The 26,071-nt window shown below is 45.8% G+C and carries 22 protein-coding genes; 11 read left to right on the forward strand and 11 right to left on the reverse strand.

Annotation, left to right across the window (positions count from 1 at the left end):
• Window positions 1-49 precede the first annotated feature (49 nt).
• Window positions 50-2,596 carry an ATP-dependent Clp protease ATP-binding subunit gene (locus tag B0H50_RS05355; RefSeq protein WP_109587369.1) on the forward strand — a complete coding sequence of 849 codons (2,547 nt, stop codon included), beginning with the start codon at window positions 50-52 and terminating at the stop codon, window positions 2,594-2,596.
• Window positions 2,597-2,663: 67 nt separating this feature from the next.
• On the forward strand, window positions 2,664-3,605 hold the full coding sequence (locus B0H50_RS05360; protein ID WP_106199153.1) for a glycosyltransferase: 942 nt from the start codon (window positions 2,664-2,666) through the stop codon (window positions 3,603-3,605).
• A 1-nt stretch (window position 3,606) separates the two neighbouring features.
• Here the strand turns inward: B0H50_RS05360 and B0H50_RS05365 are convergent, their stop codons facing one another.
• The 11 genes from B0H50_RS05365 to groES form a co-directional block, all read right to left on the reverse strand.
• Entirely contained in the window at window positions 3,607-4,317 is a 711-nt protein-coding gene (locus B0H50_RS05365) for a hypothetical protein (RefSeq protein WP_106199151.1), read from the reverse strand.
• A gap of 18 nt (window positions 4,318-4,335) precedes the next feature.
• Window positions 4,336-4,998, reverse strand: a complete 663-nt coding sequence (locus B0H50_RS05370) for a hypothetical protein (RefSeq protein ID WP_106199149.1) — start codon at window positions 4,996-4,998, stop codon at window positions 4,336-4,338.
• 102 nt (window positions 4,999-5,100) lie between these two features.
• Window positions 5,101-5,799 carry an N-formylglutamate amidohydrolase gene (locus tag B0H50_RS05375; protein ID WP_106199147.1) on the reverse strand — a complete coding sequence of 233 codons (699 nt, stop codon included), beginning with the start codon at window positions 5,797-5,799 and terminating at the stop codon, window positions 5,101-5,103.
• A complete protein-coding gene (locus tag B0H50_RS05380; protein ID WP_106199145.1) occupies window positions 5,792-7,021 on the reverse strand; it encodes a glutamate-cysteine ligase family protein in 1,230 nt (409 codons plus the stop codon). Before B0H50_RS05380 ends, B0H50_RS05375 begins: the two co-directional genes overlap by 8 nt.
• Before the next feature lie 14 nt (window positions 7,022-7,035).
• Window positions 7,036-8,544: a RimK family protein gene (locus tag B0H50_RS05385; protein ID WP_106199143.1), complete on the reverse strand. Its 1,509-nt coding sequence runs from the start codon at window positions 8,542-8,544 to the stop codon at window positions 7,036-7,038.
• On the reverse strand, window positions 8,541-9,245 hold the full coding sequence (locus B0H50_RS05390) for a cysteine peptidase family C39 domain-containing protein (protein WP_233244525.1): 705 nt from the start codon (window positions 9,243-9,245) through the stop codon (window positions 8,541-8,543). The genes B0H50_RS05385 and B0H50_RS05390 overlap by 4 nt, the downstream gene beginning before the upstream one ends.
• 119 nt (window positions 9,246-9,364) lie before the next feature.
• Window positions 9,365-10,510, reverse strand: a complete 1,146-nt coding sequence (dnaJ, locus tag B0H50_RS05395) for a molecular chaperone DnaJ (RefSeq protein WP_106199141.1) — start codon at window positions 10,508-10,510, stop codon at window positions 9,365-9,367.
• Window positions 10,511-10,618: 108 nt separating this feature from the next.
• On the reverse strand, window positions 10,619-12,538 hold the full coding sequence (dnaK, locus tag B0H50_RS05400) for a molecular chaperone DnaK (RefSeq protein ID WP_106199139.1): 1,920 nt from the start codon (window positions 12,536-12,538) through the stop codon (window positions 10,619-10,621).
• A gap of 106 nt (window positions 12,539-12,644) precedes the next feature.
• Window positions 12,645-13,301 (reverse strand): nucleotide exchange factor GrpE, encoded by a 657-nt coding sequence (grpE, locus tag B0H50_RS05405; RefSeq protein WP_106199137.1) that lies wholly within the window; start codon window positions 13,299-13,301, stop codon window positions 12,645-12,647.
• Window positions 13,302-13,516: 215 nt separating this feature from the next.
• Window positions 13,517-15,148: a chaperonin GroEL gene (gene groL / locus B0H50_RS05410; protein ID WP_109587370.1), complete on the reverse strand. Its 1,632-nt coding sequence runs from the start codon at window positions 15,146-15,148 to the stop codon at window positions 13,517-13,519.
• Between the two features lie 31 nt (window positions 15,149-15,179).
• Window positions 15,180-15,461: a co-chaperone GroES gene (groES, locus tag B0H50_RS05415; protein ID WP_106199133.1), complete on the reverse strand. Its 282-nt coding sequence runs from the start codon at window positions 15,459-15,461 to the stop codon at window positions 15,180-15,182.
• A gap of 227 nt (window positions 15,462-15,688) precedes the next feature.
• Here groES and thiM point away from each other — a divergent pair, with 227 nt between their 5' ends.
• From thiM to B0H50_RS05460, 9 genes are all read left to right on the forward strand, one after another.
• Window positions 15,689-16,480 carry a hydroxyethylthiazole kinase gene (gene thiM / locus B0H50_RS05420; RefSeq protein ID WP_109587384.1) on the forward strand — a complete coding sequence of 264 codons (792 nt, stop codon included), beginning with the start codon at window positions 15,689-15,691 and terminating at the stop codon, window positions 16,478-16,480.
• 86 nt (window positions 16,481-16,566) lie between these two features.
• Complete coding sequence (locus B0H50_RS05425) at window positions 16,567-17,067, forward strand: hypothetical protein (protein WP_106199131.1); 501 nt, start codon at window positions 16,567-16,569, stop codon at window positions 17,065-17,067.
• A 3-nt stretch (window positions 17,068-17,070) separates the two neighbouring features.
• Window positions 17,071-18,162, forward strand: a complete 1,092-nt coding sequence (locus B0H50_RS05430) for an ABC transporter ATP-binding protein (protein ID WP_109587371.1) — start codon at window positions 17,071-17,073, stop codon at window positions 18,160-18,162.
• Window positions 18,150-19,523, forward strand: coding sequence for an extracellular solute-binding protein (locus tag B0H50_RS05435; RefSeq protein ID WP_109587372.1), 1,374 nt, complete (start codon window positions 18,150-18,152; stop codon window positions 19,521-19,523). The genes B0H50_RS05430 and B0H50_RS05435 overlap by 13 nt, the downstream gene beginning before the upstream one ends.
• Window positions 19,520-20,452, forward strand: coding sequence for a carbohydrate ABC transporter permease (locus B0H50_RS05440; protein ID WP_109587373.1), 933 nt, complete (start codon window positions 19,520-19,522; stop codon window positions 20,450-20,452). The genes B0H50_RS05435 and B0H50_RS05440 overlap by 4 nt, the downstream gene beginning before the upstream one ends.
• Window positions 20,445-22,601, forward strand: a complete 2,157-nt coding sequence (locus B0H50_RS05445) for a carbohydrate ABC transporter permease (RefSeq protein ID WP_109587374.1) — start codon at window positions 20,445-20,447, stop codon at window positions 22,599-22,601. The genes B0H50_RS05440 and B0H50_RS05445 overlap by 8 nt, the downstream gene beginning before the upstream one ends.
• A gap of 40 nt (window positions 22,602-22,641) precedes the next feature.
• Entirely contained in the window at window positions 22,642-24,471 is a 1,830-nt protein-coding gene (locus B0H50_RS05450; RefSeq protein ID WP_109587375.1) for a DUF1015 family protein, read from the forward strand.
• Window positions 24,472-24,514: 43 nt separating this feature from the next.
• The gene (locus tag B0H50_RS05455; protein WP_146193687.1) at window positions 24,515-25,696 is read left to right on the forward strand and encodes a hypothetical protein; all 1,182 of its coding nucleotides are present in this window, start codon (window positions 24,515-24,517) and stop codon (window positions 25,694-25,696) included.
• Window positions 25,693-26,046, forward strand: a complete 354-nt coding sequence (locus B0H50_RS05460; protein WP_106199112.1) for a hypothetical protein — start codon at window positions 25,693-25,695, stop codon at window positions 26,044-26,046. Before B0H50_RS05455 ends, B0H50_RS05460 begins: the two co-directional genes overlap by 4 nt.
• Window positions 26,047-26,071: the final 25 nt, after the last annotated feature.

Below are 26,071 nucleotides of genomic sequence, written 5' to 3' on the forward strand. Positions count from 1 at the left end.
AAGGCGTGGAAAATTTTGAGTCGAGTCCGTTCGGGCTCGGGAGGTTTTTATGGAAGAATTTTCAAATGATTCGCAAAAGGTTCTTGCCAAAGCGCAAGAATTGATGGACAAAAAATCGCACTCGTATTTGGGCGTGGTTCATTTGGCGTATGGACTTTTGGAAGCGCCGGATGCGCGATTAAAAAATTTATATCGGGCGAAAAAAGCAAACATCAAAGAGATGGAAGGAAAGTTGGCGCCTTTCATCGATTCGGTTCCGAAATTGGTTGAAGTCAATCCGGATGCAGGTCGCCCGGACAATGATCTTTCGCGTGTGCTTCGCGCAGCAATTCAAGAGGGACGTAAAACGTCGCAGGCGGCAAGCCCGAGCGATATGTTGATTTCGCTCATGCGATTTGCCGAAGAACGTCGCGTTGCAAAAATTTTTGAAGACGCACTCGGTAGCGCCGAAGTCGTGGAAACGTGGCTTTCGGATCCGATGAGTGCAGCGGCAGTCGCCGAAGAAGAATCGCCTTTAAAACTTTATGGGCGTGAACTTGTTTCGCTTGCCGAAGAAGGAAAACTCGATCCGGTCATCGGGCGTGAAGAAGAAATTCGTCGGGTGATTTTAATTCTTTCGCGGAAAACGAAAAATAATCCTGTTCTCGTCGGGGAACCGGGCGTGGGCAAAACCGCTATTGTCGAAGGGCTTGCGATGCGTATTCACAAGGGCGATGTTCCCGATGCGTTAAAAGGCAAAAAACTTTTCTCGCTCGATTTGTCGGCTTTGATGGCGGGCGCAAAATACCGTGGCGATTTTGAAGAACGCTTGAAAAATGTGTTAACCGCTTTGGAAGAAGATGGCAATACTCTTCTCTTTATCGATGAATTGCACACGATTGTCGGCGCTGGAAAAACCGAAGGCAGTATGGATCTTGGAAATATGCTCAAGCCGAAACTTGCCCGCGGAGAATTGCACTGCATCGGTGCGACGACGACGCAGGAATATCGTCGTTACATCGAAAAAGACGCGGCGCTTGAACGTCGTTTTCAACCGGTTTCTGTTTTTGAACCGAGTCCGGATGAAGCGATTTCCATTTTGCGCGGCGTGAAAGAAAGTTTTGAATCGCATCATGGTGTGCGCATTCACGATGATGCGATTGTCGCCGCCGTGAAACTTTCAAATCGTTACATCGCCGACCGTTTCTTGCCGGATAAAGCAATCGACTTAATCGATGAAGCCGCAAGTATGGTGAAAACGCAGCTCGATACAGTGCCCGAAGAATTGGACAATCTGCAGCGCAAAGAGTTGCAGTTAAAAATCGAAGAGCAAGCGCTAGCCAAAGAATCGGATGAGAAAAGCAAGAAGCGTCTTGCAGAACTCAAAGAGGAACTGACGACGACATCGGCTGCAGTCTCGGTGATGCAATCGAAATGGCAAGAACGCCGTGCGAAATTTAACGAATTGAAAAATGCGAAGGAAAGTCTTCACAAAGCCCGCGAAGAAATGGAACAAGCGGAATCGCGTTACGATTTGAATCGGGCTGCGGAACTCAAGTACAACACGATTGTCAATTTGGAAAAGAAAGTGCGAGAACTCGAAGAAGCTTCGCGCAAGGATTCGGAAAATGGTGAACTCACTCAAGAAGTTACCGAAGAAACGATTTCGCAAGTGGTGAGCCGTTGGACGGGAATTCCGGTGACGCGGCTTCGTGAAACGGAACGTGCAAAACTTTTGCATTTGGACGAACGTCTCCACGAACGCGTGATCGGGCAGGACGCTGCAGTGTCCGCGGTTTCGGAAGCGATTCTTCGGAATCGTAGCGGACTCTCGCGGGAAAACGCACCGGTCGGAAGTTTCCTCTTCCTCGGGCCGACAGGCGTTGGTAAAACGGAACTTGCAAAAGCTCTTGCCGAAGAACTCTTCGACAGCGAAAGTGCGATGATTCGTATCGATATGAGCGAATACATGGAAAAGCATTCTGTGTCGCGTTTAATCGGTGCGCCTCCAGGATATGTGGGCTACGAAGAAGGTGGTCAGCTCACGGAAGCTGTTCGCACGAAGCCTTATTCTGTCGTGCTTCTCGACGAAGTGGAAAAAGCGCATCCCGATGTGTTCAACGCACTTCTCCAAGTTTTGGATGACGGGCGTTTAACCGATGGAAAAGGCCGCACGGTCAATTTCAAGAATACGCTCATTCTGATGACGTCAAATCTCGGCTCGGACTTGTTTGCAAACGGTGCAAACAACGTCACCTTAGACGATGTGATGCCGCGGCTCAAAGGATTCTTCAGACCGGAATTTTTGAACCGCTTAGACGAAGTGCTGCTCTTTAAGAGTCTTTCGAAAGAAGAAATTTTCCGCATTGCGGGACTCAAATTCAAAGACTTGGCAAAGCGCGCAGCCCGCGAAGGATTCATCGTCAAAGCGACCGATGCCGCATTGCACGCCATCGCAGACAAATCGTATAATCCGGAATTTGGCGCACGTCCGATTCAACGTTTCCTCGAACACGAAGTGGAACGCAAACTTTCTCGCGCGATCATCAGCGGGGAAGTGAAGCCGGATGTTCCTTGTACGGTCGATTTCCAAAATGGAAATTTCGTCATCGCATAAGGCAAAAATTCTCAGTGAAAAAACGAAAAAGACTCGGAGAAATCCGGGTCTTTTTTATTTTTAAATTATGCAAAGAAAAATTGCAATTCTTTTGGCGACATTTAACGGCTCAGCCTATTTGCGCGAGCTTATTCATTCGATTTTAGCGCAAAAAGAATCTGCGTTTACACTTTACATTTCCGATGATGATTCGTCGGACGATACGCCGAAAATTTTAGAAGAATTTGCGAAAAATTTTCCGGAAAAAATTATCCTATTGCATCTTGAAAAAAGAAGCGGTGGCGCTTGTGCCCATTTCTTGCAAATGCTTGCGTATGTGGACGCGGACATTTATCTTTTTGCGGATCAAGATGATATTTGGGAAGAAAATCATCTGCAAAAATTGCTCGCCGCCTACGAAGAAAATAATGCAAAAAATTTGCAGCCGCTTTTAGTTTTCTCGGACATGAGCGTCATCGATGCTTCGGGAAATTTGCTTGCTCCTTCTTTTTTAAAGCTCGAAAAATTGCCGCAGAAAGTGCTTCCGCCGCATTTTTATTTTGTGCAAAATAATATCTCGGGCTGTGTCATGCTTTTTAATGCGGCATTAAAAAATTTGGCGTTGCACGATGAAAAAAAATTGACCGAAAATTTATCGCTCGTTCCAATGCACGATGCGTTTCTCGCGGTAACGGCTGCCGAATTCGGAAAAATTATTTTTGTCCATTCGCCGCTACTCAAATACCGCAAACATGCGAAAAATTCTCTCGGCGTTCAAGCGGTAACGCAAGTGTCGCATATCGCAGAACGCTTTCAAAAACAGCGCAGCGATTTCTTGCGGGCCGAAAATTTTGCCGCATTTTTTGTTGAATATTTTGAAAAAAAATTGCCCGAAAAAGAAAGAAGAATCTTGGAGAAATTTTCCAAAATTTCATCGCAGAAAAAAATTTTGCGTTGGAAATTTCTTGCGCAAAATGGATTTTTAAAAGCGGGAATTTTTCGCCGCATTGCGCAGTTGATTCGTTGGTAAATTAAAATCCCATGATTGTATAAGCGCCGACGCGGACGCGGTCATTGTTTTTATCTTGCAAAATGCCGATGGCGATTTCGCCCATAACTTGCAAATTCGGAAGAATTCCCATTTGAACGCGCGGGACAAGATCCACCATAAAATCTTGCTTCATATTGCCAAAACTTCCCGACGATTCAATTCCCATCATCGCGAGAATCGCTTTGGTAAATTTGAATTGCGGTGTAATGCCAAATGCAAATTCTGCGCCACCGCCATCGCTTACGATGCGATCAAAAAATCCAAGACGCACTTCGTAAAGGGTGGAAAAAATCCGAGAGACCGGTTGCAACGTCGCATACGAAAAGACGAGTCCCGAACCGCGGTCGGTGCCAATGCCAAATAAAAAATCTGCTTCGATGGTGGAGTATTCAAAGACGCGGTATTTTGTGCCGAGAGTCATATAACTTTGCACGGATTCCAAATCGTCTTCGGTGTCAAATAAAAGTTTTCCGCCGATTTCCCAATAATCGCTAATCGCTAGTTGCGCATTTAATGGCAAGTAAGCGTCTTCTTCGTAATTCGTGTAAAATCCTGCGCCGAGAGACATGCGGTCGCGGGTCATAAATTCGGGGCCGAATGTGTAACGCGTATCCCAAATGCGGTCAAGTGCAAACGCCGAAACGGCAGTGAATGCCAAAAGAAAAAGGATGCTTTGAAAAATGCGTTTCACAAAATAAAATTAGAAAATTTATCGGTTGAGAGTTGCCGCCCACGATTCGGTAAGCCGCGAAAGAATTTCGGTTCGAATTTTATCGACGAAGGCGGTGCGTTCTTCGGGGCGAATAATTTTTTCTTGATTCACAGAAAAGGGAATCGGTTCACCGTCAGGAGAAAGGGCGAATACGAGATCGCCGCGGATGCGTAATGTATCGGCCGATAAAATCTGCAACAGATTTTTTCCGATTTCTAAATGAGAATGCAGCTGCAAATCGGTTTCTCCCGGAGAAATGGCGAGCGCAGAATCTTTCCAATCAAAAGGTAACGCAGCGAGGCTATTTAATTTCGCTTCGCCGTGAGCGGAACGCAGCCAAATCGTATCTGTCGAAGGATTCTGAACTTTTGTTTCTAACGAAAAATACAGAACGCCGAGACTATCGGGGAGAATGCCTTTTGCGATATTTTGAATGAGCAAAATCATTTTTGGATTCGGAACGATGCCGCCGAGAGAACCGCCTGAAAATTTTTCCAGATGAACTTGTGCGGAATCAAAAGAGGCGCCGCGGAGTTCTAATTTACATTGGCGAAGAATGCTTGCGGCTTGAACTTTCCGCGATGCTGCGCAGTTCAAAAGACATACAGCGATGCCGCAGAGAAAAATTCCGAATAAAATTTTTTTACAAGAAAATGCCATAGAGAAAATTTAACAAAAGAATTTTTGGCAGAATAAATTGATTGCAATTTCCGATTGTAAAATATCTAAAATTTCATCGGGAATGAATACTTCATTTCAAAATCAAAACAAAGATTCCATCAAAATTCCCGCCATTTTTTGTGGCGATATTTTTTGCAAATACGCTTGATTCATTTCGATTTCAAAGCCGATGTATTTTTCGGGCGGAAAAATTTTTCGAAGAGCGGTCGTGAGTCCGTCGTTTTTCCCTTGATACGGATAATTTTTTCGAACGCGCAAATCAGGCGCAATGAGAATTAAATTTTTTTGAATTTTTTTGGCAAGAGCAGATTCTTCTTTTCGGCTCGGGTCGTATAAAATTCCCAAATCGGCGTTTCGAATTTCACCGTTTAATTCGGGAGTAAAACTGTGAATCGATAAATGCAAAATTTCAGCGTTCGGATTTTCTAATTCATTTTTTATTGACTGCAAAAAATTTCCGCGGTATTCGTTAAAATATTCTTTGAGTTTTTGTTTGATTTCTAAAGGCTCGTCTTCGCTAAATTCCGAAAAGCGATGATTGCGATTGGAATTGCGGTTCAAGTCAATTGCTAAGCGAGAAAATTTTCCGGCGATTGAAAATTTCGGAGCTAAAATTTTTTGAAGCGCAAAAAAAACTTCAAGCGCTCCGATATCGTATCCGCGATGAGTTTTCAAAATTTCTTGCGCAGAATCATTTTGAAATTTCGCAGATAGATAATCTGGAATGGCGTTTGAAGCGTGCTCGCAGCTTAAGAAAACACTTTTGTTTAAGCTACTCATAAAGTGAATTTTCAGAAAGGCATTTCGCGAGTTTCGAATATTCAAGAATGAAATTTTCGCGACTTGGATTTGCACCCAATTTTTTCACTAACGCAGAAGCGAGAGTGCCGCGCGATAAAATTTTTTCTAAAACGCTTTGCGATTCTTTAGAAATATTTTCGCGCACACGATTGAAAATAAATTTCAAAAGTTCCGACGCTTTCATCGAATCTTTTTGAATGCCGAATAATTGCAAATATTTTTTGTCGGAAATTTCTGCGCTTTCGGCATCCTTTACAGTTGCAAATAAAATTTTCACCAAGCGTCCTGTTTCAAAAGCTTGCTGCTCTTTTTCGCTCGCAAAAATTCCGTTTGCAAAGGCTTTTAAAAATGCCATTTCAAATTCGGCGATGGCGACATCTGCTTTCGGGCATTCTTGAATATCGACTAAGCGAATTTCAATGGCGCCACGGTCAAAGCGGGCGATGGCTCCGCGGCTATTTAAGAAGAAATGATTCAGCAAATGATCGGTATCAAAAGGCGCAATGTCCTTTTTGATTTTTTCAAAAATCACTTTGTTGTAATCGCTTTCGGTAAAGACCGCTTCGGGAATCACTTGCCCAGTAATGCTCGGAATTTTTTCTTGATTGTGACGATACGTTTCGATGCGCGCATCTTTATAACCGGTAAATTTTCCGTCTAAATACGGGCTCGATGCAGCAATCGCTGGGATTAACGGCAAAAGTAAACGAATCGCTGCGTGTAAAATTCCAAATTCTTTATCGCCTTGAAAAGACACATTCAAATGCGTCGATTGTAAATTTGCCCAACCGTGTCCGCGGCAATCAAAAATACGATTATACGCTTCGTAAATTTCGTTGCAATCGTAAGGCCAAAGTTTTGTTTCGCACATCGGATCCATAAACGGATGCGCTGCTGTTGGCAAAAGTTCTGCGTTTACACTTTTTAATTTTTCGTTCGCGGCTAAAATTTCATCGTGAAATTTTTTAGACCAACCGACAAAACTCTTTGCGGGTTCGGCGCATTTAAATTCCAAAACATGGGCGACAAGTTCATTCGAAAGTCCGACAACGCCGTGTTCTAAGTCCGATAAATTTTCGCCTTTTTCGTCTTTTCCTAAAACGACATCGACGCAAGGATTTACTTTGCCTGTTTCTTTGGAAACAATCATGTATTCGAGTTCAAGCCCAAAGCGTTCAAATAAATGAAAAGGAGAGTCCATAAAGCTTAAACCTCTTAGATAATGTACGAATCAATTCCGTGATGTTGTAATAAACGCTGCTGCGCCGAATTCATGCGTTCTTCAATTCGATGGCGAAGCGAATGCATCACCGTCAAATAAAGTTTTTCGCCGCCGAGTTGATCTTCGACGCCATCATCGATACTAGGATTGTCGTTGACTTCAATCACCATCGGCTTTCCGTTGACTTCTTTTAAATCAACTCCGTAAAGCCCGTTTCCGATTAAAGAAGCGACACGCAACGCGGCTTTGATAATTCCGTGCGGAACTTCATCGAGCGGCACGCAGTCGTAAAGTCCGCAGACATCGTCTTTATTTTTCGAATTCCAGTTGTAAATTTGCCAGTGATCTTTTGCCATGTAATAGCGGCAAGCGTAAAATGGGCGACCGTCCAAAATGCCAATTCGCCAGTCAAAATCTGTCGGCGTAAATTCTTGTGCGATAATCAAATCGCTGCCTTCAAACATTTTATCGAGTTGCTCTTGCAATTCTTTTTCGTCTTTGACTTTTACAACGCCCATCGAAAAACTCGAATCCGGCGCTTTTAAAATCATCGGGAATCCGATTTCTTTCGAAAGTTCGTGGCGGTTTTCGGAATGTGCAATAATCGTATGCGGCGCAGGAATTTTTCCAACGGTCATAAGTTCTTGCAAATACACTTTATTTGAGCAGCGCAAAATGCTATCGGGATCATCGATGACCGCAATGCCTTCGGATTGAGCGCGACGTGCAAAAGCGTAAGTATGATGGTTCACATTTGTCGTTTCACGAATGAAGAGCGCATCAAATTCGCCGACGCGGTGATAATCTTTTTTCGTAATCAGTTCCACGCGAAAGCCTGTCTTTTCGGCGGCGCTAATAAACTTTTGAATCGCCTTGGCATTGGACGGCGGTTCTTTTTCTTCGGGGTTTACAAGAATTGCTAAATCGTATAAATATTCATCGTTATGAGGCGACGCAAATCGATTTTTATCAAAGTAATCTTTTGCAAATTCATCGACCATTTCCAAATGCGATTCGGGAATTTCGTTCACGCAAATCGGGCGAATGCTTTGGATAAACCATTTTTGTTTGAACACAAAATGGGCGCGCAAAAGGGGCGCTTGGAAAAGTCGATAAAGTTCCTGCGAAAGTTCCAAATAATGCGGCGAAACATTTTGTCCAAAATAAATGGACAAAGTAAATTCGGTGCTCGTCAATTTTTTTAAACTGCGCTGAATCAAATCATCAATTTCATCGGTGATATTTTTGACGACTGCAGGCGCTTTAAAATCGCGAATGCTTTTTACATTCGGAATCACTTTGTGTCCGCGGGCTTCTGCTAAAAGCGAAACGTAATAACCTTTGCTTTGGTAGCTGTAATCTTTGCACAAATTAAAAACGCGGACATTTCGCATTTTCGTGTAATCGGTGTTTGTGAGGTAATCCTTTGCCGAAACGATGTTGACTTCAGATACGTGAAACTTCCAATTTTTCGGGTTATTGACAACGATAATCTTTTTCATTTTTTCTTCGGTTGTACGGCAAGTATTAAACTGTCGTAGGTTAAAATTCCAAGTAAAATACTGTGAACAAGTCGGTTGCGTTCAACAGCGTAATAGTTATTGTTGGCGATAGGATTTGTGCTATCGGGATCAGCGATTAAGAATTTTTTTTCTTCGTTCTCGCCATAGACAACAATGAAATGTCCCATCGGTTCACCGTGAATATCATCGTAAACAGACATATTTTTTTCGTTTGTATATTCACGTTTGCTTTGATACAAAAAAGTCGTCGAAACTCCTGTGATTAAAGGAATATCTTTTTTGAAATATCTGTCAAAAAGTCCGGGCTTAAAATCTTTTAAGTTGACAATTCCGCCCGCTTCGATAAAACGCAAATACGCTTTGATGGCGATGCGCAATTTGACTTTCTTTTTCGCAGTATATTCAAGTTCTAATTTATGATACAATTCATTCATCGGCAAATCGACCCAAGTCGGATCAAAAATTTCCAGGTTCACCGAATGAATGGTGGCATCAAATCCGCGTTTTAAAGCGTCAAGCCCTAAAAATACGCCTAACGTGCCCCCGCCTTCGAGCATTTCAATTTCGGAAATGAGTTTGGGCAAAGAAATTTTGTAGCCATAATGATTATAAATGGCGTGTAAGCTTGTTGGCCCACAAGTGACGTCATCGGGTTGAGGAAGAATTTTCACTTTCATCATCAAAACCGTGAAGTAAAAGTTGTTTTTATTGCAAATAATCTATAAAATTTTGCAAAAAATGTAAAACGAGAAATAAAAAAGGAAAGGGAGCAAAAATTGCTCGACTTTCCTAAAATCAATTAACTAAAAAGACCTTTCACCTTTTCGAGAAGGCTATCGTCTTTTGCCGTATCCTTGTCTTTGCGGAGTTCGGCGAGTTGCTTGTAAAGATCTTTTTCTTTCGAAGTTAAATCCGTTGGAATTTGCGTTTCCACTTCGACGAAAAGATTTCCGCGGCTGCTTGCGCCACCATTTAATTCCGGAAGGCCTTGAGCCTTTAAGCGGAAAACGGCACCGGGTTGCGTTCCTGCAGAAATTTTAATCGAAACTTCGCCACCGTCCAAAGTCGGGATGCGTTGCGTTCCGCCGAGGGCGAGTTTATAAACGGGGATTTCGATTGTGCAATGCAAATCGGAACCTTCGCGCATATAAAAGTCGTCTTTCTTTTCAGCGATGACGACGAGCAAATCTCCCGAAGCTCCGCCGCGCGGTCCGCAATGACCTTCTCCGCGGAGTTTCAGATATTGTCCTTCGGCAATTCCTTCCGGAATTTTAATCGAAATCGTTTCTTCTTCGAGAACGCGACCTTCTCCATGACAATGTGCACACGGCTTTGCGATGACTTCGCCAGTTCCGCCGCAATTTGTACACGGCGATTCGCTCACCATCTGGAAGAACGATCGGGTGACATGACGGACTACGCCCGAGCCTTTACAAGTGGGGCAAGTTTCAACGCCTTCGCCGCCTTTGCCTGCGCATTCCGTACACGGTGCATAGCGTTTTAAGCGCACTTTTTTCGTCGTGCCCGAAAGAATTTCTTTGTAGGAAAGGGCGATTTTAATCTGCAAATCTTGACCGCGAGGTGGACCTTGTCTGCGGCTGCCGCGCGATGAAGAATGGAAGCCTCCAAAGCCTCCGCCGAAAATATCGCCGAATTGGCTGAAAATATCTTCGAAGTTGCTGAATCCGCCGCCGAATCCTCCAGGACCGCCTGCGCCACCGGGCATCGCATGTCCGAATTGATCGTACTGAGCACGCTTCTTCGGATCCGAAAGGACCTCGTAAGCTTCCGCCGCTTCCTTGAATTTTTCTTCGGCTTCTTTGTTGCCCGGATTTTTGTCCGGATGATACTTGATGGCGAGCTTCTTGTACGCGTGCTTAATATCTTCAGCACTGGCGTCTTTGGCAACGCCTAAAACTTCGTAGTAATCTCTTTTCTCAGCCATAATCAAACTCTCTTCTTGTGAAATTCAAAATTAAAATTCAAAATGAGCAAAAAAGGATTTTCCCCTCTGGAGAGGGAAAAATCCTGTGTTTTCAACCAAGGAGAATCATTAATTCTTCTTGTCGTCATCGACGACAGTATAGTCTGCATCGATAGGACCGTCGCCCTTCTTGCTTTCGCTCTTCGGAGCTTCGCTATGCGGAGCAGAAGATGCGCCTGCGTTCGGAGCGCCTTGTGCGGCACCGGCCATCGAACCGAGCATGTTCTGGAGTTTTTCAACAGCTGCATCGATTTCGGCCTTCGAACCATTGTCCTTCTTATCCTTGATTTCTTGGATAGCGGCTTCGAGCTGGCTCTTGGTGTCGGCAGGAATCTTATCGCCGACTTCCTTCAACTGCTTTTCTGCCTGATAGACAATTTGTTCTGCCTTGTTCTTCGCATCTTCTTTTTCGCGGTCTGCTTTATCCTTTTCGGCATTCGCTTCGGCATCTTTCTTCATGCGTTCAATTTCTTCTTCAGAAAGTCCGCTCGAAGAAGTAATCTTAATCGATTGTTCCTTGCCGGATTCTTTATCCTTTGCAGAAACGTGCACAATGCCGTTTGCGTCGATGTCGAAGGTAACTTCAATCTGCGGGATTCCACGTGGCTTCGGGCTGATACCCGTAAGGTCAAAGTGACCGAGGGTGCGGTTATCGCGAGCGTAAGTACGTTCACCTTGGAGCACGTGAATGGTCACTGCAGATTGGTTATCTTCTGCGGTCGAGAAGACTTGGCTCTTCTTGGTCGGAATTGTCGTATTGCGGTCGATGAGCTTCGTCATCACGCCGCCGAGAGTTTCGATACCGAGAGAAAGCGGAGTCACATCCAAAAGCAAGACGTCTTTCACAGACGAATCGCCCGAGAGCACGGCTCCTTGAACTGCAGCACCGATTGCCACGACTTCATCCGGGTTCACTGTCTTGTTCGGTTCCTTGCCGAAGAATTCCTTCACCTTCGCTTGCACAGCCGGAATACGGGTAGAACCGCCGACGAGAATCACTTCGTCGATTTCCGAGAGGCTAAGTCCCGAGTCCTTCAAGCACTTTTCGCAAGGACCGATGGTGCGTTCGACCAAGTGTGCGGTAATCTGATCGAATTTTGCACGGGTGAGAGTCAAATCCAAATGTTTCGGACCTGTAGCGTCTGCGGTAATGAACGGCAAATTGATGTTTGTCGAAGTCGTTGCAGAAAGGTCAATTTTTGCCTTTTCTGCGGCGTCTTTCAAACGTTGCAGAGCCATCTTATCGCTCTTCAAATCAATGCCCGGATTCGACTTCTTAAATTCATCGTTAATCCAGTCGATGATGACTTCGTCGAAGTTATCACCGCCGAGCATTGTATCACCGTTCGTCGCCTTCACGCTGAACATACCGTCATCGATTTCCAAGATGGAAATATCGAAAGTACCACCGCCGAGGTCATACACGGCAACCTTTTCGCTCTTCTTCGAATCCAAACCGTAAGCGAGTGCTGCTGCAGTCGGTTCGTTCACAATACGGAGAACGTCCAAGCCTGCAATTTTACCCGCATCCTTCGTCGCTTGACGTTGCGAGTCGCTAAAGTAAGCAGGAACAGTAATCACCGCTTGAGTTACCGGCTGTCCCAAATAATCTTCTGCGGTTTTCTTCATCGCTTGAAGCACCATTGCAGAAATTTCAGGAGGAGCAAATTCCTTGTCGCCGACTTTCACGCGGACCGGATCGTTACCCGTTCCGACGAGCTTATACGGCATGTGCTTTTCGGCATCGCTGCATTCGCCTGCGCGACGACCCATAAAGCGCTTGATAGAATAAATTGTGTTTTCCGGGTTGGTAATCGCTTGGCGTTTTGCCACGTGACCCACCAAGTGTTCACCGTTCTTGCCAAATGCGACAATGGACGGAGTTGTGCGGAAACCTTCCGCGTTTGCGATAACGACCGGCTTGCCGCCTTCCATCACGGCGACGCAGCTGTTTGTCGTACCTAAGTCAATACCAATAATCTTACTCATAGTAGATTCTCCTTCATTTTTTTCTGCGCTTAGTAAAGCAAAAAGTGTGCCATTTTTACTAAACGTCCAAATTTGATGTTTTTCGCCAATTCATTTTGCGGGTGTTTCATTTTGAAGCAGGACCGGATGAAACGATTACCTTGGCGGTTTTGATAAGTTTGTTCTTCAGCTTATAGCCTTTTTGGAAAACTTGAACGACATGCGATTCGGGAATTGTATCCGAAGGCTGATTCATCAACGCTTCGTGGACATTTGGATCAAAAGGTTCGCCGACAGGATTGAGCTGTTCCAATCCCGCTTCTTTCAAAATTTTTGCAAATTGATCGTGAATCATTTGAATGCCTTTGGCAAAGGAATCATAATCTTTCTGCTTATTATTATCGGGGTGCGCGGCGCGTTCAAAATTATCGAGAACTTCGGAAAGTTTTTCGAGAAGTTTGGCATTTGCCGTTTCGATTAAATCCAGTTGTTCTTTGGCGGTGCGACGGCGGAAATTATCAAATTCAGCCATTAAACGCACGTAGCGGTCTTTGCTTTCGGCTAGTTGCGCTTTTAACGATTCAATTTCGGCTTTTGCTTGGGTCAGTTCGGCATTTGCATCTGCGTTGGATGCTTCTGCGGGCTTTTCGTCTTTTTTTTCTGCGGATTCCGCTGCGGCTTCTGTCGGAGCGGGGGATTCGCTAGACTTTTCTGCAGAATGGATGACTTCTTCTGCAGCCTTCATGATATCTTCGTTTTCTGGATTTTTCTTTTCTTCAGACATATTCTGCCTTGTTTAGTTTAAAGTTTACGAGAAATAAAAAGCAAAATGCGTGCCAATTTCAATTCGTGCGAAATCGGTCTATTTTGAAAATAAAACGTTTAATTCTGAAACAACGCGCCCCGCAGGGGCGCGTTTGCGGATAATGTCTGCGATTTTGCAGAAACAAAAAAAGCGTCGCATAAAATGCGACGCTTTTTTCCACGGAGTAGGATGAATTACATCATGCCGCCCATTCCGCCGCCCATGCCTTGCGGCATCGGAGCAGGCTTGTCTTCTTTCTTTTCTGCGATGACGCAGTCGGTAGAAAGGAGCATCGAAGCGATAGAAGAGGCGTTCTTGAGAGCGGTCTTCGTCACCTTCGCCGGGTCGATTACGCCCGCTTTGATCAAGTCTTCGTAGACATCGGTCTTTGCGTTATAACCGAAACCGTCCTTGCCTTCCTTGACCTTGTTCACGATCACGGAATCTTCGAGACCCGCGTTCTTCACAATCTGACGAAGCGGTTCTTCGATAGCGCGACGAATGATCTTTGCACCGGTCTGTTCATCTGCATTGTTGAACTTGAGCGCATCGATTGCGTCTGCAGCGCGGATGAGTGCTACGCCACCACCCGGAACAATGCCTTCTTCGACAGCAGCACGTGTTGCGTGCATGGCATCGTCCACGCGGTCTTTCTTTTCTTTCATTTCGACTTCGGTTGCTGCACCGACTTTAATCACAGCGACACCGCCAGCGAGCTTTGCCAAGCGTTCTTGGAGCTTTTCGCGGTCGTAATCGCTTGTCGTCGTTTCGATTTGCTTCTTGATTTGACCCACGCGAGCCTTAATCGCAGCAGCGTCGCCAGCACCTTCGACAATCGTTGTGTTGTCTTTGGTAATGGTCACCGATTTTGCGCGACCGAGAACGGTAATCGGAGCGTCTTCGAGCTTTGCACCGGTTTCTTCGGAAACGAGTGCACCGCCGGTGAGAATTGCGATATCTTGAAGCATTGCTTTACGGCGATCGCCAAAGCCCGGAGCCTTGACGGCTGCAACCTTCAAAGTGCCACGAATCTTGTTCACGACGAGAGTGGCGAGAGCTTCACCGTCCACATCTTCGGCGACGATGAGAAGAGACTTGCCTTGCTTTGCAACTTGTTCCAAAATCGGAAGCAAATCCTTCATCGAAGAAATCTTCTTGTCATAGAGCAAGATGAACGGATTTTCGAGGTTGACTTCCATCGTATCGGTGTTCGTTGCGAAATACGGAGAAAGGTAACCGCGGTCAAACTGCATGCCTTCAACCACTTCGAGGGTGGTTTCTGCAGTCTTCGATTCTTCGAGGGTAATGACGCCGTCTTTACCGACTTTTTCCATCGCATCTGCCAAAAGATCGCCGATTTCGGAATCGTTATTCGCAGAAATGGTTGCGACCTGAGCGATGTGTTCCTTGCCGTTAATCTTGACAGCCATCTTGCCGAGCTTTTCGATGACAGCAGCAACAGCTGCGTCCATACCGCGCTTGATGTCCATCGGATTTGCACCAGCTGCGACGTTCTTCAAGCCTTCGCGGGTAATCGCTTGAGCGAGAACGGTTGCTGTTGTGGTGCCGTCGCCAGCGGTATCGCTAGTCTTGCTTGCGACTTCTTTTGCCATTTGAGCGCCGAGATTTTCGTAAGTATCCGAAAGTTCAACTTCTTTTGCAACAGAAACACCGTCTTTTGTGACAGTCGGAGCGCCATAAGACTTGCCGATCATCACATTACGGCCTTTCGGTCCGAGCGTGACCTTCACCGCATTAGCGAGTTGGTCAACACCTTTCATCAAACTTTCACGAGCTGCAACATCAAACTTCAACTGTTTAGCCATTTTAGTAATCTCCTAATTAAAACTTTTCCGATTAGAGAATTGCGAAAACATCGCTTTCGCGGACGATCAAATAATCCTTTCCTTCGACAGAAACTTCGGTTCCGCTGTACTTGCCGTAAAGAACCTGGTCGCCAACCTTGATTTCCATCGGAATCGCTTTACCGTTTTCGTCCTTCTTGCCCGGACCAACAGCGATTACCTTGCCCTGCATCGGCTTTTCTTTTGCATTATCCGGAATATAGAGACCGCTTTCGGTCTTTTCTTCAGCGGGAGCGGGTTCGATGAGAACTCTATCTGCAAGTGGCTTAATCATAACTATGTTACCTCATTGTTGAAATTTTTACCGCAAATGCGGATTTTCTTCGCCCGTTTTCTATGCAAGAATCGTGCCAATTTGAAAAATCCCGCGAAAATGGTGAAATTTTACAATTTTTAAGAAAAGTGTTTCATGTTTTGTTTCAAAATGAAACGTTTTGTCAAAAAAAAACGCTCCGAAAAATCCCGCGCTTGATTTTTCAAAAGAATTTCTACCTTTGCGCTATGCAAACACGAGAAATTTTTCAAAAGGATTTGGAGCTTATCCGCGAAAAAGCTCCGCTTATTCATAATATCACGAATTTTGTGGTGATGAATAATACTGCAAACGCTCTTCTTGCTATCGGAGCTTCGCCGGTGATGGCGCATGCAATTGAAGAAGTCGCCGATATGGTGAAAATCGCTTCGGCTCTTGTCATCAACATGGGAACTCTTGAACATGATTGGGTGCAGTCGATGATTGTCGCAGGGAAAGCGGCAAATGCGAAGGGAATTCCCGTCGTATTTGATCCCGTGGGAGTGGGTGCTACGCCGTATCGTTCGCAGGCAGCGGCAGAAATTTTGCAGCACGTAAAACCGACGATTATCCGCGCAAACGCTTCGGAAATTATGAGCCTTGCTCGGGTGAATGTGCAGACGAAAGGCGTCGATAGCACGAATTCGGCGGACGATGCAATTACTTCGGCGAAAATTTTAGCGAAAGAAACGGGCGCAATCGTCGTCGTGAGCGGCGCAGTCGATGTCATCACGGACGGTGAAAATGTGAAACGCGTTTTGAATGGGCACCCGCTTATGGGACGCGTCACCGGAATGGGATGCACGGCTACGGCGATTTTGGCTGCGTTTGCTGCTGTCGAAAAGAATGCATTTGACGCAGCGTATTTTGGAATGACCGCGATGGGAATTGCGGGCGAAATCGCAGGCCTCACCGCAAAAGGCAACGGAACGATGCAGCTTTATTTCTTGGATGCGCTTTGCAATCTTTCGGAAAATGCGGCGACATTTTTTAGAAATTAAGCGCTAAAAAGTTTTGATGAATTGAGCGCGTGCTTTTCGCGGGCTTGATTTTTCTAAATTATTGAAAAATAAAGGAATGCAATTTTATGGCTCGTATTGATGATGATGACGAATTCAGCTCGATTCCGATGGATCAAGCGAATGAAGATAATATTGAAAGTGCGATGAAACCGCGCGATTACAGTTCTCGTCGCATTCTTCTTTGGGAAGGGGACGAAAATCGTCGCAATTACGCCTTGGAAGTGATTTCCACTTTGCTCACGGGCGCCTTTGTCGAAGGCGTTGCAACCGAAGCCGAAGCTCTTCAAAAACTCGATGAAGAATTGTGGGATACATTTGTCGTCGATTTTTACAATGAAGGTTGCTCGGAATCGGAATTTGTGAAAAAGGTCAATAATTATCCGAATTCCATTCTCGTGGCACTCAATTTAGCGCCGTTCACTCTCCCCGAAGAACGGAACCGCTACCGCATCGAACCGCTTCGCAAACTTTTCGAAATTGAAAAGCCAAAGGCCGAAGACGAAGAAACAGATGCCGAATCCGAATCGGATGAAGATTCTTTTGATGAGGATGATCTCAAGGACTGATTTATGGCAGAAGCCAAATCAGCGATTGAATTGTCGCATGTTTCCAAAGCCTATCCGGGCGAAGAAGATGCGGTAAAAGATATTTCGCTTTCGATTCGCGAAGGCGAATTTATCGTTTTAGTGGGGCCTTCGGGCTGCGGAAAATCCTCGGTTCTGCGGATGATCGCTGGCTTAGAAACGCCGACAGCGGGCAAAATATTTTTGCACGGACGCGATGCAGAAAATCTCGAACCGAAAGATCGCGATATTGCGATGGTTTTTCAAACGCATGCGCTTTATCCGCACATGACGGTCCGCGAAAATTTGGAATTTGCATTACGCATCCGCGGCATTTATTCGGCGAAAGAAATTCAAGAACGTATCCGCGAAGCCGTGGAAATGCTCGGGCTCGAAACGATTTTAGATCGTAAGCCAAAGCATCTTTCGGGCGGACAAAAACAGCGGGTTGCGCTCGGACGCGCTCTTGTTCGCAAGCCCAAAATTTTCCTTTTTGATGAACCGCTTTCGGGTTTAGACGCGCGGATGAAAAATCAGATGTGCGTGGAATTAGGGCGTTTGCATTCGCGCTTGCAAGCGACGATGGTTTTTGTGACTCACGATCAAAATGAAGCGATGACGATGGGTGACCGCGTCGTTTGTTTTTCGGAAGGAAAAATTCAGCAAGTCGGAACGCCGATGGAATTGTACACGCATCCGGCGAATGAATTTGTCGCGGGCTTTATCGGAATTCCGCCGATGAATATTTTTGCTGCGCAGTGGACAAAAGACGGTCTCTTTTTTGAAAAGGCAGCGTTTACATTTCCTGTGTCCGAAGAATTTCGAAATCGCTTTTCGCAAATTCCGCGTTTACGAGTCGGCGTGCGCCCAGAATTTTTTGTCGTTTCGCAGGCTTCGCCTTCGTCGATTGCGGTGACGGTCGAAGTGGTCGAACGCTTGGGATTTGAATCGTTAATTTATGCGCAGAACAATGCGCAGAGTTTTGTGCTACGCGTTCCGCCGACAGAATCTTTTGCCGTGGGCGAAAAAATTTATTTGTCTCTCGACGAAAAAAACATTCACCTTTTTGATATTTCAACGGGAGAATGTATTCTTTGAAACTCCGAATAACGCTTTTATTTTTAGCGATATTTCTCGGCCTGTTTTCTTTGACGGGCTGCCGTTCGGAGGATGACGAAAAAGAAATTTTGCAGCTTTGGATTATGCCGAATAGTCCAGATCCCGCGGCGGATATGTTGCATGTGCTGCGCAATTTTGAATTGGAAAATCCGGGAATTGAAGTGCACGTAACTGTTCTCGATTGGAGCGTTGCGTGGACGAAAATTACGACGGCAGCGTCAACGCACAGCGGACCCGATGTGGTGCAAATGCCGACGACTTGGGCGGCTTCAATTTCTGCGATGGATGCGCTTATGCCGATGGATTCGCTAATTCTCGCTTCGGGCGGCGATTCGGCGTTTGCAGAAGTTTCGATGAAATTTGCTCGGCCGATTGGAAGAACGGTTGCGACTTCGGTGCCTTGGTTTGTCGATGTGCGGCCGCTTTTTTATCGCCGCGATGTGCTTGCGGAAGCGGGAATTAGTCCGCAGACGGTTTTAAATTGGAATGATTTTCGGGCAGCGCTTTTAAAAATTCAGCAGGCGAATTTGACGATTGAAGGCCAAGTGATTTCGCCGATTGGATATCCGGGAAAGCACGACTGGAATGTGATTCATAATTTTGCCCCGTGGATTTGGGGTGCGGGCGGAGACTTTCTCGATTCGACGGGAAGCGAAAGCAGACTCGCGACAAAAGAAAGCATCGATGGAATTCTTTTTTATTTGAGCCTTGTCCGCGACGGTTTTAACAGCCGGAAAAATTTGACAAAAAATACGACGCAAGTGAGTATGGATTTTGATGAAGGACGTCTTGCGTTTTGGTTTGACGGAACAAATAAAACTTTGTACTTGGATAGTCCGCGATTCTTGGGCGGTTCATCGAAAAATGTGACGGCGCGAAATTATTCGGTGATGCTTCCGCCGTCATCGCCCGAGGGCAAACGAACTTATTATTTTGCGGGCGGTTCGAATTTAGCGGTTTCAAAATATACGGAGCACAAACGGTCTGCGATGGCGCTTGTCCGTTATCTTACTTCGCGTCCCGATGTGCAGTTGGAATTTTCGCGCGTCGCAGGATTTTTGCCGACGTTACTTTCGGCGTATGAATATCCGTATTTTAAAGAAGACGAAAATCGCGGCATTTTCCAACAGATGATTCCGCATTTGCGCGCTTACCCCGCGGTTTCGTATTGGGGCGAAATTGAAACGGAAATTTTGCTTCGCCGCTTCGGAAATATTTTTGATTTGATTACATCGAGTCCGCAAAATGCGTGGCCGACGAAAGAAATTTTAGAAGAAATCCGCTCGGCAGATCGTGAAATCAATCGATTCATTCGGCGAGAACGGGAGCGTGGCAAATGAAAACGCGTTATTTGTTTGTGCTTCCGATGCTCATTTTTGCGTCGATATTTCTTTTGATTCCAGTTCTCTTTGGAATTATTTTACCGTTTTTCCCACCGGATTTGCAGAACGCTTTCCACGGAAATTTCAGCGTCACCCATTTTTTGCAGGCGGTTTCATCGGGCGCAGGAACTGGACTTTTCGATGCGATTCGCAATACGGTCATTTATACGGTTTGCGTTTCGGGCGGAAGTTTAGTCTTCGGGCTTTTTGGTGCGGTGACGGTAACGCAAAAATTTCCGTCGGCAAAAATTGTCCGCGGACTGATGATGCTTTCGTGGGTTGTGCCAACGTATATCGTCGGACTTCTCTGGGGATTTATGTGGCAGCAAGACGAAGGCATTGTCAACATGATTCTCTTCGATTATTTGCATTGGGATAAAATCTCGGGGCTTTTTGGCGCAGTTTGGAAATATACAGCAGACGGCACTTTGATTAAACCGAATTGGCTCACGGGACCGAATACGATTTGGGCGATTATCGTGCCATCGATTTGGCGAAATTGGCCGTTTTGTATGATGATGTTCTTGTCGGCGATTGCCGTTATTCCGCGGGATATTTACGAAGCCGCAGCGCTTGACGGCGTTTCTTCGCGCGAACGATTTTTGCATATTACGTTACCGCTTCTGCGCCCGATTTTTGCAGTGGTCATTCTCGAAAGTTTAGTCATCAATATGTATAGCTTTAACCTTGTCGCGATGATGTTTGGCAACGGTTCTGGCTTCCCCGGAAAATCGGGAGATTTGATAATGACATTCTTATATCGCATGTCATTTCAAACGTGGAATTTTGGCGCAGGCGCAGCCCTTGGCACATTGACGATGCTTTTAATGCTTATTTGCGTTTCGATTTGGTTCCGCAATTTTGCGAAGGATTTGCAAAATGGTTAAGTATTTTGCTTGGGCATTTGCGCTTCTCAATCTCTTTCCGCTTTTGTGGATGGTGTGGAGTTCGCTATTAGGCTCAAGCGAAATTCAGCAAGGAAAAATTTTCCCGGAACCGTATCCGAATGATGTCGTCTTTTTAGAAAAAATCGCGGGCGGGAAATGGCTTGCGGGGACATTACACGGGCAAATTTATCGTTTTGAAAATGGAAATTTTGACGAAAAAACGCGCCGCACATTGGACTTGTTTGCGGTTTCTGTCAATTATACGATGGCGGATTCCAACCTTTACGCATTTTCTCCCGATGAAGGACTTTTGCAAATTGACCCGAATCAATTCAAAGTGGAAAATCGTTGGGGAATGAATGCGTTTGAAGAATCGTATTCGCAAAGTGATTTTACCAAATTTTTATATGTGAAAAATCAAATGCCCGCGAGCGAATTTCAGCGTCTCGGGGCATTGTTAGATTCTATTCCGCTCATTGAAAATTCTTCAAAAACTTTTGCGAATGTTTTGCAAATTTCGTTTGCGCGCGATTCTTCGATTATTTTTCAGCTGAATAAAATTTTGAATTCCGAAGAAAAATTGGCGAGCGTCCTTTCGGTTTGGAAGCAAAAATCCGATTGGGTAAACCCAGCGATTCGCCGTCTTTTCAAAAAGAAAAAGCGAACGCCTCTTGATAATCGCCGACTTTTCCGTTGGTGCTTAGCAGAACTTGCGCCGACGCCGCTCACTTTTTATCGTCAAATTCTGTGGACGCCGATTTGGGTCGATCGCGTTCCCGCAAGCGATCACGGTGTTTCGATTGTGAATGCGGGCGATTATTTGTGCGTCGCCATGTGGTGGGAACAATTTCCGGGCATTGCATTTGTCAATCGCAAAACGGGAAAAATTGCTTGGATCAATTCGCAAGCGGGATTGCCTTCGAGTTCGGTGCAGCGACTTTTGCGCGTTTCGAACGAAGAAATTCTCGCAGCGCACGATCAAGGCTTCTCGCTTATCGATGTGAAAACGCAGCGGGTGAAAGCGAATTATCTCTTTGGCGAAGGCGGGCTTCCTTATTACAACGGACGCGATTTGCGACTTTCGATTGTGAGCCGGAGTGCAATGCTTTTTGCGTGCGGGCGGCAAATCGTCTTCTTTGATTTCCGCGCAGGGCGTGCGATTAAAAGGCTTTACGCAGATTCGGATCTTTTCCAATCGGACATTTCGGCGGTGAAAAGCGTTAACGGGCGCATTTTCTTTGGACTTTCAAACGGCATCGTCGAAATGAATTTGTGGGATTTGCTCAGCGAAGTGCGCGAACAAAAAACGATAGAAACCGAAGGAACCGCGACGAGTTTAGTTTTCCAAGATGTGAATTTATTTGCGGGAATGCAAGGCGGACGCATTGCGAAAATTCCTCTCAAAAATCCTCAGAAAAAAGAAATGCATCAACTGCCCGAAGGCGGCGTTTATTTGCACTGGCGCAATTACGAAGATTTGCTTCGGATGATTCCATTTGGCACGTTCTTTGTCAATTCGCTTTTGATTTGCGGCTCAACGGTTTTGATTTGTTTATTCCTCGGCGCATTTGCGGGCTACGGACTTTCGCGCGTTTCGCGGCGGATGCGCGTTTGGGTGAGCGCAGGACTCGTTTGGAGTCAAATGATTCCGAATATTCTTTTGCTCATTCCTGCGTTTCTTATCGCTTCTTATTTGCAAGTGCATTCGTCCATTCATATTTTGAATACGCGATGGGGACTTACGCTTTTATATTCGGCGGTATTTCTTCCGACGACGGCGTGGATTTTGCAAAACTTTTTCCGCGCGGTTCCGCGTGAAATTGAAGAAGCCGCGATGATCGACGGCTGTTCTCCGATTTCAACATTTTTCCGCATCATTGTGCCGACAGCTCTTCCCGGAATTTTGGCGACGGGAATTTACATTTTCATTTTAGCGTGGGATGAACTCATGTTTGCGTGGGTTTTCTCAATGGATTCGGCTTCGGCGACGATTCCCGTGGGCATGCGATTATTCTTTGGACAAATCGGTTCGCGCTACGATTTGATGATGGCCGCAGCAACTCTTTCAACTCTTCCTGTCATCGTTCTCTTCTTGATTGTGCAACGAAAACTGCTGAGCGGATTCACGGGAAGTTATCGGAAGAATTAGAAAAAACTATCTTTTGCAAAAATTTTTTTGGAGTGATTGAATGGCAGTCAAAAGAAAGAAATCGGAAAAATCCCGCGCAACGCGAATTTCCCGCGTCTATTTTAATCGGATGTTTCCGAAGCGGATGGATGCGTTGCAAGTGGCGCTTTCTGTTTTCTTGGGCGTTTTCATCGGGATTATGCCGACGATTGGCATCGCCATTATTTTGACGGTCGCCGCTTGCGCTCTTTTCCGTTTACCCAAAGTTCCGGGCGTCGTTTCTTCTTTCGTTGCGAATCCGCTCACTCAATTCGGCGTATTTTATCCGTCGGGATATTACATCGGCAAACAAATTTTATCTCCCGAAGAAATCAAATTTGACTTTCTTCACGAACTCGAAGGGCTTTCGTTTAGCAACTGTACCGAAGTCGTTTCAAAACTTTGGACGGAAGCGTCGGGGCACGTTCTCGCCTTTCTTCTCGGCATTACGATTGTGTCATTTATCTTTGGGCTCGCTTTTGGAATCGCTGCATACTTTATCGTTTCGTATCGGAAGCGGAAGCATATCGCGATTAAGAACAAATACATTCACGAGCTCATCTCCGAAGATCAAGTTATCATTAAAGAAGCTAAGCAAAAAGGAAAACACATGCATATCTATCCGTTCAAAGCTCTCCGTCCTGTCGATCCCGCTCAGGCAAAAGACATTTCCGCTTTGCCTTATGACGTGATGAATCGCGAAGAAGCAAAAGCGATGGCCGCGGGACTTCCGCATTCGTATCTGCGCATCACCCGTGCAGAACTCGAACTTCCCGATAGCGTTGACGCTTACGACCCGCAGGTCTATGCGCACGCAAAAGAAAATTTGGATAAGTTCATCGCCGAAGGCGTCATCGCATTTGACAAAAAAGATTGCCTTTATATTTATCGGCAGACGATGAATGGCCGCGAACAATACGGTCTCGTTTGCACGGTTCCGGCGAAGGATTACTTTGACAATATCATTAAAAAGCACGAATTAACGCGCAAAGACAAAGAAGACGATCGCCTTCGCCACATTTTGGCGACGAATTCGAATACGGGTCCTGTCTTCCTCACTTACCGCGACAACGGTCAATTCAATTTGTTGAAGAAAATCATTTCCCGCGATCCGGTTTATGATTTCGTCACCGAAGCAGACGGTTTTGGTCACACGGTTTGGGTCATCGATAACGATCAAGAAATCGAAGAAATTTGCCGCGCCTTTGATACGGTTCCGGTGAGCTACATCGCTGACGGTCATCACCGTAGTGCAGCGGGCGCTCGCGCAGCTGGTTACCGCGCATCGCAAAATCCAAACAACAAGGGCGACGAAGAATACAACCGCTATTTGGCGATTCTCTTCCCGAGTACGCAGCTCAAAATTTTGGATTACAACCGCGTCTTGAAAGATTTAAACGGTCGCACACAAGAAGAACTTTTCGCCGAACTCAAAAAGATTTTCACCATCACGGAACTCGCCGGCGCAGAACATCCGGAAAAGCAAAATGTGGTGAACATGTATATCGGCGGCAAGTGGTATGCTTGCGAATTCAAACCGGAATATTTGAATGATTTGGGCCCGGTCGATAGCTTGGACGTTGCCCTTCTTCAAAAGCTCGTTTTGAAGCCGCTCTTTAACGTGGACGATCCGCGTACAGCGAAGAACATCGACTTTGTCGGCGGAATTCGCGGACTCGGTGAACTCGAAAAACGCGTGAACTCGGGCGAATGTGCTTGCGCTTTTGCCATGTATCCGACAACTCTCGATCAGTTGATGGCGATTGCGGATGCGGGCGAAATCATGCCGCCGAAGAGCACATGGTTCGAACCGAAACTTCGCGACGGTCTTTTGGTTCACACTTTGGACTAAATTCTCCGTGAAAAAAACGGTTCACAAAAAGCAAATTCAAACAATGCGCATTCTTTTATGTGCATTGTTTTTTGCGATTTTTTCTGCGCCGACTTTTGCAGGGCACGTTACAACGGCGGGAGTTTCTGCGGGCGGTGGCGCTACGCGCGATTTGCAACTGCGAGAAATTGGCCAAGTTTTTCATCCGCAGACAAGCGGTTATTTAGGCGCGAATTATTACTACTTTCCGCTGCCGAGTCAATCGAAATTGACGACGGAATACGGCAAACATGAAGGCTATATTCTGCGGCAAAATTTTGCGGGTTACTTCGCCGATTCCCTTGGAAAAAGCGGATGGAAACTCGGCATTCTTTGGTGGATGGAACGTCACGGTTGGGACAGCGAAGACTTTGTCCTCTTCCCGCATTACAGTAAATTTTCTCTCATTCGAAGCGTTCAAACGACGGGCTTTACCCTTTCGCGTCCGCATGAAAATTTTGGATTTGCGGGCGGAATTCAATATGTCAACCCCGAACATGTCGGAAAAATTTACGAGCCCGAAGTCGATACACTTTATGAATGGGTGGCTGCCGTTTGGGGACCGATTTCTGCGCAAACGAGTTTTCATCATTCGGATTTTAAGCATGTCCGCGTGACTCTCAATTTGGAATCAAAGCAAGTCCTCGGCGGAAAATCTTCGGGCCCGCTCACGTATTTGCCGAACATCGACGTCGCCCTTTTTGACCGCGACGGTGACAAAGATTCTCTACGACTTTTTTGGGAGCAGAATTTAATTGCGCAGCGTTTATACGCCGAAGCGCTCGTGTATTTTCCGAATAAATCATTGCGGGCGGTGGGATTGAAATATTATCCGGATCCGTCGAAAGTCGTTTCGTTCGATGTGACTTGTTACCGCAAACGCGGCGGCGATTTGATTTGGGGCGGCGGCATTACGATGCCATTTTTCCGCATCGCGTACAATCACGCAGACGATATTGAAAATGTATTCGGACTTCGCGGAACATTTGTCGCCCAATTCCATTTGGGAATCGAAAAAATTTTGGATAAATTCGTCGGCTTAAACGGTTCGCGTTCGACGCCGATGATGACTCGTGAAATCGATACCGACGGCAACGTGAAAAAGAAGCGCCGCGAAGAACGGGAAAAAGCTTTCCAAGAAACGCGGAAACCGTCTGCGCCGAAGGAAATTACCGCAAAAGGCATCGTGATGGAGGAAGCAAAATGAAAAGTTTTCTCATTCTAACTTTCGCCATTTTTCTTACCGCATGCACGCATTTGGTCGTCGATTCCACGGAGCGTTTACAGCTCAAAAATCTTTCGGATGTGTCGATTGCAAAACTTTGCGTCATCGGCGAAAAAGATACTCTCGTCTGGGTTCCCGATACCGTTCTTCCGGGCGAACTTTCGTTTGTGCACGAAGAAGATTTTGTGGGAACATTTCACATTCTATTTTACGCGGCGGATTCCGCAGGAAAATTCAGCCCAGTCTATGCCGGAAAATTGCATTTCGACGGCGGCAGCGAACTGCTAAAATTTTCGAAAAAAGACGGCGAGTGGGATTTGGATTTTGAATAAAAACGTGTTTTAAAGTTATCTTTGC

Source organism: Hallerella porci (genome assembly GCF_003148885.1).
Classification (GTDB): Bacteria; Fibrobacterota; Fibrobacteria; order Fibrobacterales; family Fibrobacteraceae; genus Hallerella; species Hallerella porci.

Coding starts and splice junctions, on each gene's coding strand:
- B0H50_RS05355 (WP_109587369.1), top strand. CDS start 50: ATGGAAGAATTTTCAAATGATTCGCAAAAGGTTCTTGCCAAAGCGCAA.
- B0H50_RS05360 (WP_106199153.1), top strand. CDS start 2,664: ATGCAAAGAAAAATTGCAATTCTTTTGGCGACATTTAACGGCTCAGCC.
- B0H50_RS05370 (WP_106199149.1), bottom strand. CDS start 4,998: ATGGCATTTTCTTGTAAAAAAATTTTATTCGGAATTTTTCTCTGCGGC.
- B0H50_RS05375 (WP_106199147.1), bottom strand. CDS start 5,799: ATGAGTAGCTTAAACAAAAGTGTTTTCTTAAGCTGCGAGCACGCTTCA.
- B0H50_RS05380 (WP_106199145.1), bottom strand. CDS start 7,021: ATGGACTCTCCTTTTCATTTATTTGAACGCTTTGGGCTTGAACTCGAA.
- B0H50_RS05385 (WP_106199143.1), bottom strand. CDS start 8,544: ATGAAAAAGATTATCGTTGTCAATAACCCGAAAAATTGGAAGTTTCAC.
- B0H50_RS05390 (WP_233244525.1), bottom strand. CDS start 9,245: ATGATGAAAGTGAAAATTCTTCCTCAACCCGATGACGTCACTTGTGGG.
- dnaJ (WP_106199141.1), bottom strand. CDS start 10,510: ATGGCTGAGAAAAGAGATTACTACGAAGTTTTAGGCGTTGCCAAAGAC.
- dnaK (WP_106199139.1), bottom strand. CDS start 12,538: ATGAGTAAGATTATTGGTATTGACTTAGGTACGACAAACAGCTGCGTC.
- grpE (WP_106199137.1), bottom strand. CDS start 13,301: ATGTCTGAAGAAAAGAAAAATCCAGAAAACGAAGATATCATGAAGGCT.
- groL (WP_109587370.1), bottom strand. CDS start 15,148: ATGGCTAAACAGTTGAAGTTTGATGTTGCAGCTCGTGAAAGTTTGATG.
- groES (WP_106199133.1), bottom strand. CDS start 15,461: ATGATTAAGCCACTTGCAGATAGAGTTCTCATCGAACCCGCTCCCGCT.
- thiM (WP_109587384.1), top strand. CDS start 15,689: ATGCAAACACGAGAAATTTTTCAAAAGGATTTGGAGCTTATCCGCGAA.
- B0H50_RS05425 (WP_106199131.1), top strand. CDS start 16,567: ATGGCTCGTATTGATGATGATGACGAATTCAGCTCGATTCCGATGGAT.
- B0H50_RS05430 (WP_109587371.1), top strand. CDS start 17,071: ATGGCAGAAGCCAAATCAGCGATTGAATTGTCGCATGTTTCCAAAGCC.
- B0H50_RS05435 (WP_109587372.1), top strand. CDS start 18,150: ATGTATTCTTTGAAACTCCGAATAACGCTTTTATTTTTAGCGATATTT.
- B0H50_RS05440 (WP_109587373.1), top strand. CDS start 19,520: ATGAAAACGCGTTATTTGTTTGTGCTTCCGATGCTCATTTTTGCGTCG.
- B0H50_RS05445 (WP_109587374.1), top strand. CDS start 20,445: ATGGTTAAGTATTTTGCTTGGGCATTTGCGCTTCTCAATCTCTTTCCG.
- B0H50_RS05450 (WP_109587375.1), top strand. CDS start 22,642: ATGGCAGTCAAAAGAAAGAAATCGGAAAAATCCCGCGCAACGCGAATT.
- B0H50_RS05455 (WP_146193687.1), top strand. CDS start 24,515: ATGCGCATTCTTTTATGTGCATTGTTTTTTGCGATTTTTTCTGCGCCG.
- B0H50_RS05460 (WP_106199112.1), top strand. CDS start 25,693: ATGAAAAGTTTTCTCATTCTAACTTTCGCCATTTTTCTTACCGCATGC.